Below are 16395 nucleotides of genomic sequence, written 5' to 3'. Positions count from 1 at the left end.
CTGCTCAGACGATTGCGTGGGCAGAACTGGCTCGCCGCGCCGCCGCCACGAGGACGGCGACCGCGCATGAGGCAAGGCGCGTGGTGAGGGAATCGGCGCGGCTAGTGAGGATGATGGGAACCCGCGTGCCGAGCACGATGCCCGCGGCGTCGGCCCCGGCCAGAAAAGACAGGCTCTTGGCCAGCATGTTGCCGGCTTCGAGATCGGGCACCACCAGCACGTTGGCCTTGCCGGCGACCGGCGACACGATCCGCTTCAACGCGGCAGCCTCGGGGTCGATGGCATTGTCGAGCGCCAGCGGCCCGTCGAGAAGCGCCCCGGTGATCTGGCCACGGTCGGCCATCTTGCACAGGGCAGCCGCCTCGATCGTCGAGAGTACCTTGGGATTGACGGTTTCCATGGCACTCAGGATCGCGACACGCACCTCGGGAACACCCAGCGCATGCGCAAGATCGATGGCGTTCTGCACGATGTCGACCTTGTCGGCCAGGCTCGGCGCGATGTTCACCGCGGCGTCGGTGATGATCAGCGCATCGTCGTGCAACGGCACATCCATGACGAAGCAATGGCTGATACGCCGTTCGGTGCGGATGCCCGTGTCGCGCGCCACGGCGGCGCCCATCAACTCGTCGGTGTGCAGGCTGCCCTTCATCAGGGCCTGGGCCCGCCCTGCCCGCACCAGCTCGACCGCCTTGGCCGCCGAATCGTGGCTGTGCTTGGCCTCAACGATCTCGAAGCCGCCGATGCCCAGGGCCTCGCGACTCGCGACATCGAACAATCGCGCCGGCGGCCCGACGAGGATCGGCTTCATGAGGCCGAGATTGGCGGCCTCGACGGCGCTTTCGAGCGAGACGCGGTCGCAGGGATGCGCCACCGCGGTGGCAAGCGGCGGATGCTTGGCCGCCACCTCGATGAGGCGGCGATACTTGGCGTGCGGCGCCTCCGGGGCCTGGCCGGCCGTATCAGGCATGGGTTGGCATTCCGAACAGCTTCTCGATCCGGGCCAGGCGTCGCACGCTCTCCTCCGACAGGGCGCCAGACGCCTCGACGACCCGGCGGACGGCGCCGAGCGCTGCCTGGCGCGCCTGCTCATTGTCCGGCAGCAGCCGCGGGATCGCCGCGACCGCCCGCTCCTCGTCCAGGCGCAGCAGCAGGTACTGGTCGCGCAACGTGGTTCTCAACTCGCCGAGCGTCAGCCGCCGGTTCACCGGCTGCATCTCGCGCACCGCCATCAGCATGGCATAGCCGCGCTCGTCGACGCTTTCCTGCGGCAGGCGGATCCAGATGATGCTGCGGATCACCGCCTCCGGCAGGCCGCCGACATCGAAGCGCTTCTCGAGGTCGGCGCGCATCCGCGCTTCGCTCGCCTCGTGCTGCAGGTCGCGCTCGATGCGGCGATGCTCCAGGCTGCCGTTGGCCATGCCGACCATCGCCTGCATCACCGGCGAGCCGTAGAGAGCGAGGAACATCGTCTCCGTCATGGCGTCGCGCGCCGACCGGTAGCTGTCCCACCAGGTCGTTATCCAGGTCGAGGTCATCTTCTCCATCGACAGCAGCGGATTGTCAGCGGCCACCGGCTTGCGGTCGGCCCGCACGGCCTCGGCCAGGCCCTTGACCGGCTGCATCATCGGATTCTTGTCGGAGAACATGGCGAAGCGCAGGCGGCTGGGATGCATCTGCCGCATCATCTCGGCCGACTGCTCCGTCGTCATCGCCTTGACCGCGGGCTGGACCAGGGTGCTGTAGAGACCGTGGTTGATCTCCGACAGGCGGGCCACGGTCGCGAAGCGCTTCGTGTCCGCGTCGTCGTTGCCGCCCAGTGCACGGATGTGGTCGAGGGTCCGCGCCTCGAGCCGGAACAGGTACTTGCCGTGGATGAGCTGCGGGTTTGCCGCATCCTCCGGCACCTCGGTGATCACCGCCTCGTACAGGCCGGGCGGCATCAGGTTGATCATCTCCATGCAGGCGGCGAACTCGGCATGCTCCTTGGTCGCCACCTTACCCGACACGAAGATGCCGAGATGGCCGATCGTCTGGTGCAGCGTGTAGACGATGGTCTGGCCGTCGGCGACGATCTCGTCATCCGTCGCGTACAGGTCGGTGATCCAGCCCAGCGCTTGCTGCGGCGGCGTTATGTTGTCGCCCCACGAGCACAGCACGATGATCGGCGACTTGATGTTGCGCAGGTCGACGCGCACGCCGTCGGAAGTGTGGATCTCACCCGAGGTCAGCTTGTTGCCGACGAAGAGGTTGTCGGCGATCCACTGCATCTCCTTGGCATTGAGCAGCACCGGGCTGCCCCACCAGGTTTCGAAATCGAGGAAGCGATGCGCTTCGGTGTCGACGTTCGAGTAGAGGTGGTAGGCCTTCTCCCAGTAGGTGTTGGCCGGATTGAGCGATTCGAAGTTCGAGACCAGGTTTGCCCCGTCGAAGATGCCGTTGCCGAGGTCACCCGACAGCGTCGTCAGCCAGGTGCCGCCCAAGGTGCCCCCGAGATAACGCATCGGATTGTGGCCGTGCACGCCCTGCCAGTACGACAACGGCGAGCCGGCCAGCAGGATCGGTCCGACGATCTCTGGCCGGATCGCGGCCATCATCATGATCTGCCAGCCGGCCTGGCAATTGGCGACGATGACGGGCTTGCCCTCGGCCTTGGGATGGCGCGCCGCGACCTGCTCGATGAACGACGCCTCGGCGATGCACACGTCCTCGATCGTCTGGTCGGGCATGGGCTGAGGCAGGAAGCCGATGAAGTAGCAGGCATGGCCGGCGGCCAGCGCCACGCCGATCTCGCTGTCCTGCTTCATGCCGCCGATGCCGGGGCCGTGGCCGGCGCGCGGATCGACAACGACGAACGGCGGCTTGGATTCGTCGGTCGCGGTGCCGGCCGGCGGCACGATCTGCACCAGCATGTAGTTGACCGGCCGCGGCAGGGCCCGCCCGTCGCAGACCAGCTCGAACTTGAAGCTCAGGACGTGAGGCGTCGGGCTGTCGCGGCGCTCCATGTAGGTGTTGCCGCGCTCGCGCAGCACGTCGAGCGTCAGGATCGAGCGCTGCCAGACGTCGAGCCAGTATTCCTGGAAGAAATTGGGATTTGAGGTAGCAGGCATGATGAGCACTCCCCCGCGGTTCCTCTCAGGTCATCAGTGAAGCACTTGCCGGTAGCTGGTGCACGTTGCAATTCGATGATCGTCCCTGCGACTTAGCCTCCCAATGGTACCGCCAGCAGAACCAGTGCCGTCCCTAATAATGCAATTCCCAGGCCGACCAGCCAGCGATTGCTTCCCGAGTAGTGCGCCCACCAATAGCCAACGAAAAACAGCAGGCCGATCTGCAGTGCATTGGCCATGCGCAAAGCGACAAAGCCATCCTGGATCAGCAGCAGCGGAATGAGGCCTGGGATCGCCGTCACACTGACCAAGACAGCGATCAGCACGGCGGCGATCCAGTCGTCCACCCGCAACTGCGCCCGCGCCGTCCCGGCATGCCGGAACAACTGCAAGAGCGAGCTGTGCAGGTTGGCCTTGTCTTCGGCACGCATCGCCGGCTCGCCTTGCAGGTCGAACTCGTCCCTGACCGCGGCGAGCGCCTCCGTCTCATCGGCGGCGGCCTGCAGCCGCTTGACGAACTGCACGCGCCTGTTGCGGTTGAAGATCGTACCCAGGAGAAAGAACGCACCGTCGATCACGCCCCAGGCCACGTTGCAGCCCAGCAGCGCCACGGCGAGCTCGACGCCGACGATGTCGGCGCGCTCGGACAGCAGCCGGGCGCCAACGGTGATGGTGAGCGCCATGATCAGGCCGAACAGCACCTCGAGCAGTGTCTCCGACGGATCGAGGTAACGGCCGACGAAACGGGCGATCATGGCGCCTTGTCTCCCGAGCGCCGGGCACGCGACAGCGACAAAGTGAGGTAAACGTTCCAGCCTTCCGGACGGTTCTGGGCGGCGAATTCCTTGTAGCCCCGGACGCTGACATCGGTCGCGATGCCGCCGAGGCGGAACGACCAGCCGGCCTGCGGGCCCACGCCCGCCACCCGCGACCGGAAATCGCCCAGCAATGCCGAACCACCGGTGTCGGGACTGAGCTGGTTGAAGAAATAGCCGGCCACGCCGACATAGAGCGAATCGCTGAACGACCAGGAGGCCCCGACGTCGATGTGCGCATCCGTGCCGCTCTGGTACTGCGTCGTCGGATTGATGAAGTTGTAGGTCATGCCGGCGGTGACCGAGAACTCGAAGGGCGAGGCCGGCATGTAGGTGTAGCCCATGCCCCAGTCGATCGCCCAATGACCGACGCCGACGCCGGCCCAGCGATTGGGATCGTAGATGCCGACAGGCGCACTTCCCATGATGTAGGTCATGACGTTGTGGCTGCCCGTCTGCCACTTCAGAGAAGCCATGGGATAGAGGTCGCTGACGCCGGTCGCCGTGTCGCTGGTGCCGGCTGAAAAAGCGTTGCCACGGGGGCCGGACAGGACGCCCCATACAGATGTATCGGCGCGGCCGGCCGAGAACGTCACGCCTAGCCAGAGCTGCCCGTTCAGCACCGGATCGGCGAAGGTGTAGCCTGGCGTCAGGTAGAGGTACTGCTCGGTCGTTTCGTAGCCCAGCAGCAGGCCGCCGCCGCGTGAAAAGCTCGTGCCCGCCGTGGCGCTGGCCTTCCGGAAGTAGAAGAGCGCCTCGAGGGAGAAGCCGGGATCGCCCGGCACCGCGGCGAAGCTTGCGAACTGGCCCGGCAGCCAGACGCTGGCGCCGCCTTCATCGGCGATCGCCGCCGCTGGGGCCAACACGAGGCCAATGGCGGCGGCCAACGGCACGACGGCGATTGCCCTCAGTTGCATTCGCTCCCCCCGTTTCATTTGAGTGTATCATGGCTGCGTCGGGGAGGTCGCAATGAAGACAATACGAAGCGTGTTGGCCGAGGCGCCGCTGGTCTGGCTGCTGATCGCCGTTCCGGTGGCCGCTGGGGTGCACTACGCCATGCCTCATGCCGCGCTGCTGGGCTTCATCCTCGCCTGCGTCGCCATCATTCCGCTGGCCGGCCTGCTGGGGCATGCCACCGAGAAGCTCGCCGCCCGGGTCGGCGATGCGATCGGCGGCTTCCTTAACGCCACGCTGGGCAATGCCGCCGAGCTGATCATCGCCATTGTGGCCCTGCGCGCCGGCATGCTCGACATCGTCAAGGCGTCGATCACCGGCTCGATCATCGGCAACCTGCTGCTGGTGATGGGCGCGGCCTTTTTGTTCGGCGGGCTCCGCCATCCGATCCAGACCTTCGCCACGATCGGCGCCCGCGCCCAGGTCGGCATGATGGCATTGGCGGCCATGGCCATCCTGGTCCCGTCGATCGTCTCCGCCGTGGACAGCGCCAAGTTCGTCGCCAAGTCGGTGAACTTCAGCATCGTCGTCTCGGTCATCCTGCTGGGTGTCTACCTGCTGAGCTTGGTGTTCTCGCTGCGCACGCACGTTCACCTGTTCAGCGGCGGATCTACCGAGGCGGCGGAAGAAGAACACGGCACACCCTGGTCGATAAACCTCGCCGTCGGCGTCATGCTCGCCGTGACCGTCCTGATCGTCTGGATGAGCGAGATCCTGGTCGCCACCGTCGAGCATGCCTCCAAGGCGCTCGGCCTCACCAACATGTTCGTCGGCATCGTCGTCGTGGCGGTCGTCGGCAATGCCGCGGAGCACAGCACGGCCGTGATCATGGCCATGCGCAACCGCATGGAGATCGCCCTTAGCGTCGCCGTCGGCAGCACCACGCAGATCGCGCTGTTCGTGGCGCCGCTGCTGGTCCTGCTGAGCCTGTTCATCGCGCCGGCGCCGCTCAGCTTCGCCTTCCCGCCGGTCGAGATATTCCTGGTGCTGATGGCGACCTTCGTCGCCTCGATCCTCCTGGTCGACGGCCAGTCGACCTGGTTCACCGGAGTCCAGCTTTTGGCCGTCTACCTGGTCATGGCCATCACGGTGTACGGCGTGCCGGCCTGAACCATGCCAGCACGCCGCTCGATCGATCGAGGCAGCGCATGGGTCTGATTCAACGCCGCGTCGCGAGTGACACGAGCGTTCCGCCGTCGCTCTATGGCGCGGCCGGCGTCGAGCCGCCGCCGGTTGCCACGCCCTGGGCGAGCCGCGTCGATGTCGCGATCGTCGGTGGCGGGATAACGGGACTCTGGACCGCCTACCATCTTGCGGTGAATGGTACCCGGGTCGCGGTGCTCGAAGCCCACGGAATCGGGAGCGGCGCCTCCGGCCGGGCCTTCGGTCAGCTCGTCCCGTATCTGAAGCACGGTCATGAGAAGATCATCGCCGACCTCGGCGAAGAGCGCGGGACAAGACTGTCGGAAGCGGTCGCCCAGGCGCCAGAGGAGGTTGCGGCATTCATTGAGCGCTATCAGATCGCGTGCGCGGCAACGCGGACCGGCATCCTCATCGGCGCACGCACCAAAGCCGGAAGGCGGCAATTCGAAGCGACGGCCGCCGCGCTGCCCGGCACGCCCGCGCAGATGCTCTACGGCAAGAACGCTGCCGATATGGTCGGCAGCGACTTCTATCCGGCCGTGCTGCTCGATCCGCGCGGCTTCCATCTCGATCCGCTCGCCTATGCGCGCGGGATCGCCCGCGCGGCAAGCGCTCATGGCGCGTTGATCCACTCTGGGACGCGCGTCGACAGGATCGTACCGCGCGGACCCGAATGGGAAATCTGCTGTGGTCCGCGCCGGCTCACCGCGGCGCAGGTGATCATCGCGACCAATGCCTATTCGGGATCGCATTGGCCAAGCCTTGCGCGTAGCGTCGTGCCATTCCTGGTGCACGGTGCCGTCACCGAGCCGCTGCCCGAGGACGCGCTCGCGCGCATCCTGCCGCAAGGACAGCCGTTGACTGACACGAGACGTCTCTATTCGGGCGTGCGCAAGTTCGGCGAGCGATTGCACGTGTCGATCGATGGCGCCTCCTTCGTGCCGGGGCAGGCCGATGCGCCGAAGATGGTGCAGCGACGGTTGACCGAGCTTTATCCCGGCCTGCCGACCCCACGGGTGCACGAGAGCTGGAGCGGCTGGATAGCGCTCACCCCGGATCAGTATCCGCGCGTTCATCGGTTGGCCGAAGGCGTATGGAGCGCCATCGGTTGCAACGGCCGCGGCCTCGCCGTCGCGAGCCTACTCGGCCGCGACCTCGCGGCGCTCGCCGGCGGCGCCAGCGAGGACGCAACCGTCTTCCCGGTCACGGGACTGCGGCCGCTGCCGCTGCACGATGCAGCCGCGCTCGTTGTCGCCACTGTGGCTTCGGCCAAGCGATGGCTCGATCGCATCGATGCCGCAAGACAGTAAGCTCATTCGACCACCGCGATATCGCGCGACGTGGTCGACAGACGCTCGACGCCGGTCTCCGTGATGATGAAGTTGTCGATGAGGCGGACGCCGAGACCTTCATCCTTGCTGAACAGGCCGGGCTCGACAGTCATCACCATATTGGCCTGCAGCACGTCCTTGCTGCCGCCGAACATGTTGGTCGGCTCGCCCCAGGAGGGCGGGAAGCCCGGTGCCATGCCGTAACCCGAAGTATGCTGTCGGTAGTGGTCGAGCCCGGCACGTGCGATCACGCCCTTCAGCGCCTCGTGCGCCTTGATCGCTGGTGCCCCGGCCTTCATCTCGGCGACTGCCGCGTCGGAGGCGTCGCAGACAATTCTGTGCAGTTCCAGCAGCCGTTCGCTCGGCTTGCCGATTGACCATTGGCGGCCGAGAGTCGAGGTGTAGCGTCTATAGGCGCCGCCGAGTTCGACCACTCCGGTGTCGCCGCGCTGCATGCGCCGCTCGGTCGGCCCGCCCAGCGCGAATGCGCTGCGTTCGCCGGTCATCAGGTTCATCGTGCTTGCCGGCAGGACACTGCCCGAGGACAGGATCTTCTGGTAGGCGGCCGCTGATAATTCCAGCTCGCTTGCCCCTTCCCGGGCGACCGACAAGAGCGCAGCCCAGGCGTCCGCGGCGATGCGCGCGGAGCGACGGTGGTAGTCGAGTTCCCGCGGCGACTTCGCCACCTTCAGGTCGTTGATCAGATGGTTCGGCTCGGCAACCAGCGCCGGACCGAGCAGGTCCCTCAGCTTCAAGTAGTGATGCGGATGCAGATAATGGGACGGAACCTCCATGCCGACACGGGCCGTTCTCAGCCCGAACTCTTCGGCCAGCGCGGCGAAGGCCTGCATCGGATCTTCCGGCTCCCGGCCGTTATAGCTGCGCACCTCATCGACCATCGAGTCCGCCTCGAACTCGTTGCGCTCCATCTCGCGCGTGAATACGGTGAGCTTGCCCGGCTTCGCCGAAACCGGCAGGCACTGGAACGCCGTGTAGCTCTTATTGTCCTGTCCGATCAGCCAGCGCATCGATACGGGATGGATCACCAGCAGCCAGTCGAGACCGGCCTGATCGATCGCCTCGCGCGTCCGGCTCAGCCGACTCGCAAATTCTTCCTTGGTGAAGTCGTGCTTGGACATCTCGGCCTTTCCTTGAGCAGAATTATCTATCCGGCGCCGCACCATGCCGACGCACTTCGCTTTCGATCAGGCTCCAGACGGTCGACTTGAGCTCGCCGTACTGCGGCGAGAACTGCACCGCGATGTGCCGCGGCACTGGCAGCTCATTGGGAATCACCGCCTTGATCCGGCCGGGGCGCGCAGACATCACGATCAGCCGCGACGACAGGAGAAGCGCCTCGTCGATCGAGTGGGTGATGAACACAATGGTCTTGCCGCTCTGCTGATGGATCCTGAGCAGCTCCTCCTGCATCACCTGGCGCGTCATGGCATCGAGCGCTGCGAACGGTTCGTCCATCAGCAGGACCTCCGGATCGGCCGCGAGCATGCGCGCAATCGTGACACGCTGTTGCATCCCGCCGGAGAGCTCCGCCGGATAATGATCCTCGAAGCCGCGCAGGTTCACCATCGCAATGAAGTCGGCGACCCGCTCGCGCCGTTCGGCGCGCGACATTCCCTTCATGCGCAAACCGAACTCGACATTGCCGCGCACTGTCTTCCAGGGAAACAGCGCATAGGACTGGAAGATCATGCCGCAGCGTGGCTCGACCTTCACGATCGCCTGTCCGTGCAGCAGGACCTCGCCTGAGGTCGGCTGGATGAAGCCAGCGAACATGTTCAGAATTGTCGACTTGCCGCAGCCTGAAGCGCCGAGCAGGCAGATAAACTCCCCCTCATGGATATCCAGTGAGAGGTCGTCGACCGCCACAACGTGCTGCTCCTTGGCGTTGGTGAAGGTCTTGGTGACCTTGCGTGCGGCGAGAATGGGCGACATCGTTGCCGTCATGTCCGGTGATGCCGTTCCCAGGGCAACAGCAGCCGCTCCAGCATGTTGGCGAGCTTGTCGGCGACGAGTACCACGATCGAGATGCACAGCATGCCGACCAGGACGAGCGCGAGGTTGCCCCAGTCCTTGCCTTGCCAGATCAGCGCGCCGAGCCCGTTCTGCGCCGCGATCATTTCGGCCGAAAGCACGCAGGACCAGGAGATCGCGAGCGTGACCTTCAAGCCGGCGATGATGCCCGGCAGCGCGCCGGGCAGGATCACGTGCAGCATCACGTCGAGATCGTTCGCCCCGAGGCTTCGCGCGGCCCTGATCAGCAGCGGATCCACGCGCTTGGTGCTCTCGACCGTGTACAGCAGGATGTAGATCCACGATCCCATGAACACGATTGCGACCTTCTGTGCCTCTCCGATGCCAAGCCACAGCATGGTCAACGGGATCCAGGTGATCGAAGGCAGTGGCCGCAACAGCGACACGAAAGGAGCGACAGCGGCCTTGGCGGGAGGCCACACCGCCATGACGATTCCAAGCGGAATCGCGAACACGCCTGCGAGCACGAAGCCGAGCAGCACTCGCTGCGTGGACATCCATATGTCCTTGCCGAGCTGACCGTTCGCAAGGTTCGCGAGCGCCTCACTGACCACTCGGCCGGGCTTGGGAAGGAACACCGGCGATACCCAGCCGCGGTCGGTCGAGATGTACCAGGCCGCCAGCACGAACAGGACCGACAGCGTGCTGATTGCGAACAGGCGCGCCGGCCGCCTGGTTCGCACAGGCGCTGGCGCCGCTGTCGCCGTCGGTTCGGCAGCGACGCCGGTCGGCCGCTCGTTCGCTACGTCGGTCACGGCGCTCACTTCTCGATAAAGCTCACGTTCTCCCAGGCCTTCACGTCCGGCATCCTCGCGATCTTGCCGTTGTCCGCCAGCCACTTGGACAGGTACTCCATTTGCCCGGTGTGCCGCTTCATGTGCTCCTGCCAGTCTTCGGCGCCGAAGTATTTGAACTTCTTCATGGCGGCGAGCACGACCGCTGGATCCTGCCGGAAATAGGTCGCCACGGTCCTGGCAGTGTCTTCCGGATGCTCATTGGTATAGTTCACGCCTTTGAAGATCCCGGTCGCGAGCTTCCGCGCCAGGTCAGGCCTTTCCTCGACGAGCTTGCGTGAAATGATCACGATGTCGGGTGAGGCCATGGTGCCGAACTTCTTGTAGTTCGGCGTGTCCATGTCGGTGCCGAGCAGCGTGCCACCGGGCACCGCATTCTTGACGTTGGTGAACAATGGCTCCCAGACGCATGCCGCATCAACGTCGCCGCGCGCGAGCGCTCCGGCCATCTCGCCGCCCGGCAGGTTGACGAATTGCACGTCCTTCTCCGTCATGCCCTGGGCTTCGAGCAGGCCGTTCATGGTGATCTGCGCCGACGTGTTCGCGGCGACTTTCCTGCCTTTGAGATCCTTGAACGACGCGAAGCCCTGCCTCGCCCAGCATCCCTCGTTGCCGGGACTGTCATCGACATTGGCGAAGAAGAAGAATGACTTGTTGCCGTTCGCCATTTCGCTGATCACCGCAATACGGCCGAGGTTGCTGAAGGCGACTGAGCCGGCAGCAAGCGCGCGAATCCGGTCCGCCGAGCTTGCGATCGCCTTCACCTCGACATCGATGCCGAGCTCCTTGAAGTAGCCCTTCTCGATCGCGAGTATGATCGGCACGTGACCCCACCAGCCGGTCGATAGCGCGGCATCGAGCTTGGCGGTCTGGGCGAGCGCCGGCGTCCGGTCGATAGCAGGCGCCACCGCACCGAGCAGGGCGAGCGAGATGCCTGCGACAGTCAACCGCGACGCGTAGCCCATGAATGTCTCCCAACGGCTGTGTTTGGACCTTCACTGCGGTCAGGCCGCCGCATGTGCCTTGACTTCAAAGCGTGGGATCACCTTCTCGCCGATCAGGTCGATCGATTTCAGCACCTGATCATGCGTTGTGTTCCCGGCCTGCAGCACGAAGATCAGCTGGTCGAGCCCGGCTTCCGCCCACTGCTCGACCTGGCGGCAGATCGAGTCCGGATTGCCGCCGATCGCCATGCCGTCGGCGAGCAGCTGATCGTTCGAGCGCGCGCTGAACTTCGCCACCACTGCTTCCTTGCCGCCAGCGGTCGCAAAGCGCACGTGGTTGAGCTCGGCGTCGTTGTCGCCGTTGTACCAGCGCGCTGCCGCGCAGGCGACGTCCTTGCCGATCCGGTCGTCCTCGTGGCAGCAGGCGAGTGCAAAGGCAGCGACATTCTCGTTCGAGGCCTTGCCGATGAAGCCCTTGGGATCGGCTGAGCGGATCGTCTCGCGGTACATGTGGATCGCCGATCGCGTCTCGTCGATGCTGTTGCGCGTCACGCCGATGATTCCGGCGCCCTGCTTCGCCGCATACTCGTAGGTGCTGAGATTGGAGGCCGCTATCCATAGGGGTGGATGCGGCGTCTGAATCGGACGCGGCAGAACGTGCCGGGGCGGAAGATCGAAATGCTTGCCCTTGTAGCCGGAGAAGTGCTCGCCCTCGAACATCTGCATCACGGCTTCGAGCGCCTCGTTCGCCAGCGAGAGGCTTTCCTCTTTTTTCACGCCGAAGGCCTCGGTCATGTAGGACGTCGAGCCCCGGCCGAAGCCGAAGTCGATCCGCCCGTTGCTCAGCACGTCGGCGGTCGCGATCCGCTCGGCCAGCATGTAGGGATTGTGCGTGGTCAACAGCATGACCGCGAAACCAAGCCTGATCCGGCTCGTGCGCTGACTGATCGCCGCATGCAGGAGATCCGGACACGGGCTGTGACCGATTTGCTTGAAGAAATGCATCTCGGTCAGCCAATAGTAATGAAAGCCCGCGGCCTCGCCGGCCACCGCCTGCTCGATCGTGTTGCGATATGCCGCCAACTCCGCGTTCGGCTTCCATGGCTGCGGAATCTGCAATTGCGTCATCAGACCGAATTTAATGGCACACCTCCGCTCGACACGGACGAAACCTAGGCGGCGGCGGCGTCTTGCGTCCAAGACATAATGCTCATAGTGTTTATAACGTCTTGTTTTAAGGTCCTTCGACGAGTGAACAATGGATGCGCGGGCGCTGCGTTATTTTCAGGCAGTCGTCGAGTTCGGCAGCTACAGCCGCGCTTCCGAGTTTCTTCGCATCTCGCAGCCGGCTGTCAGCCGGCAAGTGGACCGGCTCGAGCAGGAGCTCGGCAAGCGGCTGCTCGTGCGTAACGGCCTGGGTGCCACTCCGACCGACGCAGGGCGTCTCTTGTTCGAGCGCAGCCAGCCGATCCTGCGGCAACTCGAGGAAGCCGCCGCGGAGATCAAGAGTAGCGCCAGCGGCTCGACCGGCACGATCGCGATAGCGATCCCACCCGGGGTCGGACACTTCCTGCTGCCGCCGCTGGTCGAACGCTATCGCAAGTCCTTCCCCAACACCTCGCTCAAGATCATCTCCGGATATAGCGGCTACATCCACGAGGCGCTGGTGCGTGGCCACGCCGACGTCGTCTGCCTGCACGCGCCCCTGCCGCAGAAGGGCTTTCGTATCGTGCCGCTGCTGGAAGAGGAGGTGTTCCTGGTCGGCCGACGCGGTATGCTGCCAACCCGGCGGGCCTACGTCACGATCGCGGAGCTGCTCGATCTTCCCCTGATCCTGCCGAGCCGCTCGCACGCCTCGCGCCGCATCCTGGAAGAGCGCGCCTTCGCCATCAATGCGACCGTGAACGCCATAATGGAGGTCGACGACACCTCGCTGATCCGCACGCTCCTGCGTCAGGGGCTCGGGTTCAGCGTCTTGAGCCAGGGCGCTTTTGAGAATGCTATCGATCGCAAGGAGCTCGAAGCGCGACCGATCCGACCGCGCATGTCATGGCCGCTCGCCATGATGACGGCATCGGGACGGCCGCGCTCGGAGTCCCTCGACGCGCTGATGGTGACGATCCGCTCAACAGTGCGCGATCTGATCGCGGCTGGCCGCTGGCCGGCGAAGCATCTCGACAAGTGACCGGGTCTTCATAACCGCGCATGACTGCATTCGGAATTGCCACGCAGGGATTCGCGGTCACGCCACTCCCCGCATATGTGGCAACGCGATCAGCCCTCCTACGCCAAGGCTTCGGAGGGCATTCTGCTTCGCGCGTCATCGGTTCAGGCCTTGTTCTACGTAGCGCTCAGCGCGAAGCAGAATGGCGTCCCCTACGGGATTCGAACCCGTGTCGCCGCCGTGAAAGGGCGGTGTCCTAGGCCTCTAGACGAAGGGGACGAAGGGCCAAAGAGCGGCAGCATGTAGCGGCTCGGGGCCGGCAAATCAAGCCAGCACTGAGCCCGCCGCCGGGGCGGCATCGTCGATCTGCAGGCGCACACTGTCGCGGCCGCCGTAGCGGTCGATGCGCAGCGCACCTGCGACATGCAGGATCGGCCGGGCCGGATCGAGCAACGCGGGCCCGAGCGCCGTCTGGCCGGCACGGAAGGCGATGGCCTCGATGCGGCCGCGCTCGGCGCCGACCAGGGTACACCGCACATGGCCCTCGCCCACCGGCTGGGCATGGTTGACGCGCACCGAGGTGACGGCAAAGCGCGGCAGGGCGTTGCCAGCGCCGAACGGCCCTGCCCGCTCGATCATGTCGACCAGCTCCTGCGTCGCCGCCCCCGGCGCCAGCGCCGCATCGATGCCGAGCTCGCGCATGGCAGGCGCCGCCCCGAGTTGCGGCGCCAGCCGCTCGTCGAGGAATCTCGCGAGATCGGGCAGCGCATCCCTGGCCACGGTGAGGCCTGCCGCCATGGCGTGTCCGCCGCCATTCACCAGCAGGCCCGCCTGGCGCGCCGCGATCACCGCCGCGCCGAGATCGACACCCTTCACCGAGCGACCCGATCCCTTGCCCAGCGCGCCGTCCATGCCGATGACGAAGGCCGGCCGGCCGTAGCGTTCGACGAGGCGGCTGGCGACGATGCCGATCACGCCGATGTGCCAGCCTTCGCTCTCCACCACGAGCGCCGACGGCAGCCCCGTGCGATCAGGCCCGTAGAGGCCCTCGATGCGGGCGATCGCCTGGTCGAGCACCTCGCGCTCGATGGCGCGACGCTCGGCGTTGAAGTCGTCCAGCCTCAGCGCCAGCGCGCCGACCTCCTGCGGATCCTCGCTGGTCAGCAGCCGCGCGCCGAGATCGGCCTGTCCGACGCGGCCGCCGGCATTGACACGCGGGCCCAGCATGAAGCCGAGATGATAGGCGCCGGGCGGCTCGCGCAGGCGCGCGATGTCGGCCAGCGCGGCGAGGCCGATGTTGGTCCGATCGGCCATCACGCGCAGGCCCTGGCGCACCAGCGCCCGGTTGACGCCGGTCAACGGCACGACATCGCACACCGTCCCCAAGGCGACGAGATCGAGCCATCGGCGCAGGTCGGGCTCGCTGCGCCCGTTGGAGTACCAGCCAGCTTCGCGCAGCGCGCGATTGACGCCGACCGCCAGCAGGAACGACACGCCGACCGCCGCCATCTGCTTGTACGGGCTGGCATCGTCGAGGCGGTTGGGATCGACCACGGCGACCGCCTCGGGCAGCGCGATCTCGGCTATGTGATGGTCGATGACGATCAGGTCGAGGCCGGCGCGCTTGGCCTCGGCCAGCGGCTCGAAGGCGGTGATGCCGCAATCGACGGTGATGACGACAGCCGCTCCCTGCTCCTTGATGCCGAGCAAGGCCGGCGTGTTGGGTCCGTAGCCTTCCTTGCGCCGGTCGGGAATGTAGACCGCGACGTTGCCGCCGATGGCGCGGAAGAAACGCGCCAGCAAAGCCGACGAAGTGGCGCCGTCGACGTCGTAGTCGCCGAACACAACGATCTTCTCGCCCTCGCGCACCGCGCGCACGACGCGCGCGATCGCGGTGTCCATGTCCTTCAGGTGCGAGGGATCGGGCAGGAACTTGCGCAGCGTCGGCTCGAGGAAGTCCGGCACGCCGTCGAGATCGACCTCGCGCGCGGCCAACAGGCGGCAGATCGCATCGGGCAGGCCATGGCGCTGCGCCATGGCGAGCGCCATTCGTTCGTCAGCCAGCCGGGCCGCCCATCGCCGGCCGGTCAGCGAGCGCTCGATACCGAGGAAGGCTGCACGCGCGGCGCGGAACTCCGAGGACATGCGGCACCCTACCCTAGTTCGCTGTGGACAGTGGGGCCGTCACCTGCACGCGCCGTGAGAAAGACTCGAGCGCCTACTAATTGCAGCGAGCGCTGCTGCTGCGCCGTAGACGACCCGCGTCCCACGGATAATATGCCGACAACAATGCGTGCCCTCCCCTCGACAAGCTGATGCCCCTGTACTGGACGATCGATTCCAAAGCGCGACTGTTCACAGGAGTAGCTGAGGGTAACGTGACATTGACCGACGCCGTCGACCTCCTGGAGGCGATGGCCGGCGCCAAGGCGATGGCGTATCGCAAGCTGTTCGATGGCCGTGCCGCTGCCCCGACCATGACCCCCGACGAGATGCTGTCGCTGTGCGCCAGGATCCGCGACTACCATGACCAGGGCATGATGGGTGCCCTGGCGCTCGTCGCCACACCCGAGCAGACCATGGTCTTCGCCCGCCTGCTGGGGGCTCTGGCCTCGGCCAAGCGGCCGATCAGGGTGTTCACCACCCCGCGGCAGGCGCGGAACTGGATCGAAGATCAGCCCAAGGAACGTGCGGCGCCCTGAAGCGTTCATGCTTTGCGGGCCGGGCACTTTCCAGCTCCTGACCGCGGCAGGACAGGCATGCGTGGTATCCTTGCACCGCTCAGCCCACACGAAGAGATCACCCTGCGCCGCGTGGCGCTCGGCTTCGGTGGGCGGGACCGCCTGCCGGAGCAGCATGTCCGGCGGCTCGAGCAGCTTGCCCTCATCGAGGAAGCCGAGGGCACGCTGCGCCTCACCGAGCTCGGCCTGCAGCGCTATGCCAGCCTGGAAAGGCCCGTCAAATGGGACGGCGACACCGCGGCCGAGGACGTCAGTCGCCTGCTGACCGATCGCCCGAAGCCGGACGGACGCTAGTCGCTTTGCACAGTGATCATGACGGGTTGGCGCGGGGCCAATCAGATTGCCTG

At 65.8% G+C, this 16395-nt stretch carries 15 protein-coding genes and 1 tRNA gene; 5 read left to right on the top strand and 11 right to left on the bottom strand.

Annotation, left to right across the window (positions count from 1 at the left end; all coding sequences use genetic code 11):
• Nucleotides 1-4: 4 nt before the first annotated feature.
• The 4 genes from RSO01_RS02595 to RSO01_RS02580 form a co-directional block, all read right to left on the bottom strand.
• Nucleotides 5-970 (bottom strand): phosphate acetyltransferase, encoded by a 966-nt coding sequence (locus RSO01_RS02595; RefSeq protein ID WP_147145909.1) that lies wholly within the window; start codon nucleotides 968-970, stop codon nucleotides 5-7.
• Complete coding sequence (locus tag RSO01_RS02590) at nucleotides 963-3110, bottom strand: DUF3141 domain-containing protein (RefSeq protein WP_147145906.1); 2148 nt, start codon at nucleotides 3108-3110, stop codon at nucleotides 963-965. Before RSO01_RS02590 ends, RSO01_RS02595 begins: the two co-directional genes overlap by 8 nt.
• A gap of 92 nt (nucleotides 3111-3202) precedes the next feature.
• Entirely contained in the window at nucleotides 3203-3865 is a 663-nt protein-coding gene (locus RSO01_RS02585; protein WP_147145903.1) for a VIT1/CCC1 transporter family protein, read from the bottom strand.
• The gene (locus RSO01_RS02580; RefSeq protein WP_170302803.1) at nucleotides 3862-4842 is read right to left on the bottom strand and encodes a SphA family protein; all 981 of its coding nucleotides are present in this window, start codon (nucleotides 4840-4842) and stop codon (nucleotides 3862-3864) included. Before RSO01_RS02580 ends, RSO01_RS02585 begins: the two co-directional genes overlap by 4 nt.
• Before the next feature lie 52 nt (nucleotides 4843-4894).
• On the opposite strand from RSO01_RS02580, the gene cax reads away from it, so the two are divergent.
• Together cax and RSO01_RS02570 are read left to right on the top strand one after the other, a co-directional pair.
• A complete protein-coding gene (gene cax / locus RSO01_RS02575) occupies nucleotides 4895-5989 on the top strand; it encodes a calcium/proton exchanger (RefSeq protein WP_147145897.1) in 1095 nt (364 codons plus the stop codon).
• A gap of 38 nt (nucleotides 5990-6027) precedes the next feature.
• Nucleotides 6028-7332 carry an NAD(P)/FAD-dependent oxidoreductase gene (locus RSO01_RS02570; RefSeq protein WP_147145894.1) on the top strand — a complete coding sequence of 435 codons (1305 nt, stop codon included), beginning with the start codon at nucleotides 6028-6030 and terminating at the stop codon, nucleotides 7330-7332.
• Between the two features lie 2 nt (nucleotides 7333-7334).
• Here the strand turns inward: RSO01_RS02570 and RSO01_RS02565 are convergent, their stop codons facing one another.
• The 5 genes from RSO01_RS02565 to RSO01_RS02545 are packed head-to-tail and all read right to left on the bottom strand — an operon-like array spanning nucleotide 7335 to nucleotide 12271.
• Nucleotides 7335-8492, bottom strand: coding sequence for a M24 family metallopeptidase (locus tag RSO01_RS02565; RefSeq protein ID WP_147145892.1), 1158 nt, complete (start codon nucleotides 8490-8492; stop codon nucleotides 7335-7337).
• A 22-nt stretch (nucleotides 8493-8514) separates the two neighbouring features.
• A complete protein-coding gene (locus tag RSO01_RS02560) occupies nucleotides 8515-9306 on the bottom strand; it encodes an ABC transporter ATP-binding protein (protein WP_147145889.1) in 792 nt (263 codons plus the stop codon).
• Nucleotides 9307-9314: 8 nt separating this feature from the next.
• The gene (locus tag RSO01_RS02555; RefSeq protein ID WP_246157991.1) at nucleotides 9315-10160 is read right to left on the bottom strand and encodes an ABC transporter permease; all 846 of its coding nucleotides are present in this window, start codon (nucleotides 10158-10160) and stop codon (nucleotides 9315-9317) included.
• A 5-nt stretch (nucleotides 10161-10165) separates the two neighbouring features.
• A complete protein-coding gene (locus RSO01_RS02550) occupies nucleotides 10166-11164 on the bottom strand; it encodes an ABC transporter substrate-binding protein (protein WP_147145888.1) in 999 nt (332 codons plus the stop codon).
• A gap of 39 nt (nucleotides 11165-11203) precedes the next feature.
• Nucleotides 11204-12271 carry an LLM class flavin-dependent oxidoreductase gene (locus tag RSO01_RS02545; RefSeq protein WP_147145885.1) on the bottom strand — a complete coding sequence of 356 codons (1068 nt, stop codon included), beginning with the start codon at nucleotides 12269-12271 and terminating at the stop codon, nucleotides 11204-11206.
• A gap of 130 nt (nucleotides 12272-12401) precedes the next feature.
• Here RSO01_RS02545 and RSO01_RS02540 point away from each other — a divergent pair, with 130 nt between their 5' ends.
• Nucleotides 12402-13328 carry a LysR family transcriptional regulator gene (locus RSO01_RS02540; RefSeq protein ID WP_147145882.1) on the top strand — a complete coding sequence of 309 codons (927 nt, stop codon included), beginning with the start codon at nucleotides 12402-12404 and terminating at the stop codon, nucleotides 13326-13328.
• Between the two features lie 182 nt (nucleotides 13329-13510).
• Here RSO01_RS02540 and RSO01_RS02535 read toward each other — a convergent pair.
• Nucleotides 13511-13586 (bottom strand) — tRNA-Glu (locus RSO01_RS02535).
• A 45-nt stretch (nucleotides 13587-13631) separates the two neighbouring features.
• Complete coding sequence (gene recJ, locus RSO01_RS02530; RefSeq protein ID WP_147145879.1) at nucleotides 13632-15452, bottom strand: single-stranded-DNA-specific exonuclease RecJ; 1821 nt, start codon at nucleotides 15450-15452, stop codon at nucleotides 13632-13634.
• Between the two features lie 233 nt (nucleotides 15453-15685).
• On the opposite strand from recJ, the gene RSO01_RS02525 reads away from it, so the two are divergent.
• Together RSO01_RS02525 and RSO01_RS02520 are read left to right on the top strand one after the other, a co-directional pair.
• Nucleotides 15686-16009 (top strand): hypothetical protein, encoded by a 324-nt coding sequence (locus RSO01_RS02525; protein WP_147145876.1) that lies wholly within the window; start codon nucleotides 15686-15688, stop codon nucleotides 16007-16009.
• A gap of 57 nt (nucleotides 16010-16066) precedes the next feature.
• Complete coding sequence (locus tag RSO01_RS02520) at nucleotides 16067-16342, top strand: hypothetical protein (protein ID WP_147145873.1); 276 nt, start codon at nucleotides 16067-16069, stop codon at nucleotides 16340-16342.
• Nucleotides 16343-16395: the final 53 nt, after the last annotated feature.

Source organism: Reyranella soli (genome assembly GCF_007992495.1).
GTDB lineage: Bacteria > Pseudomonadota > Alphaproteobacteria > Reyranellales > Reyranellaceae > Reyranella > Reyranella soli.
The sequence above is the reverse complement of the archived record's forward strand: the minus strand, read 5'-3'. Positions and strand labels throughout refer to the sequence as shown.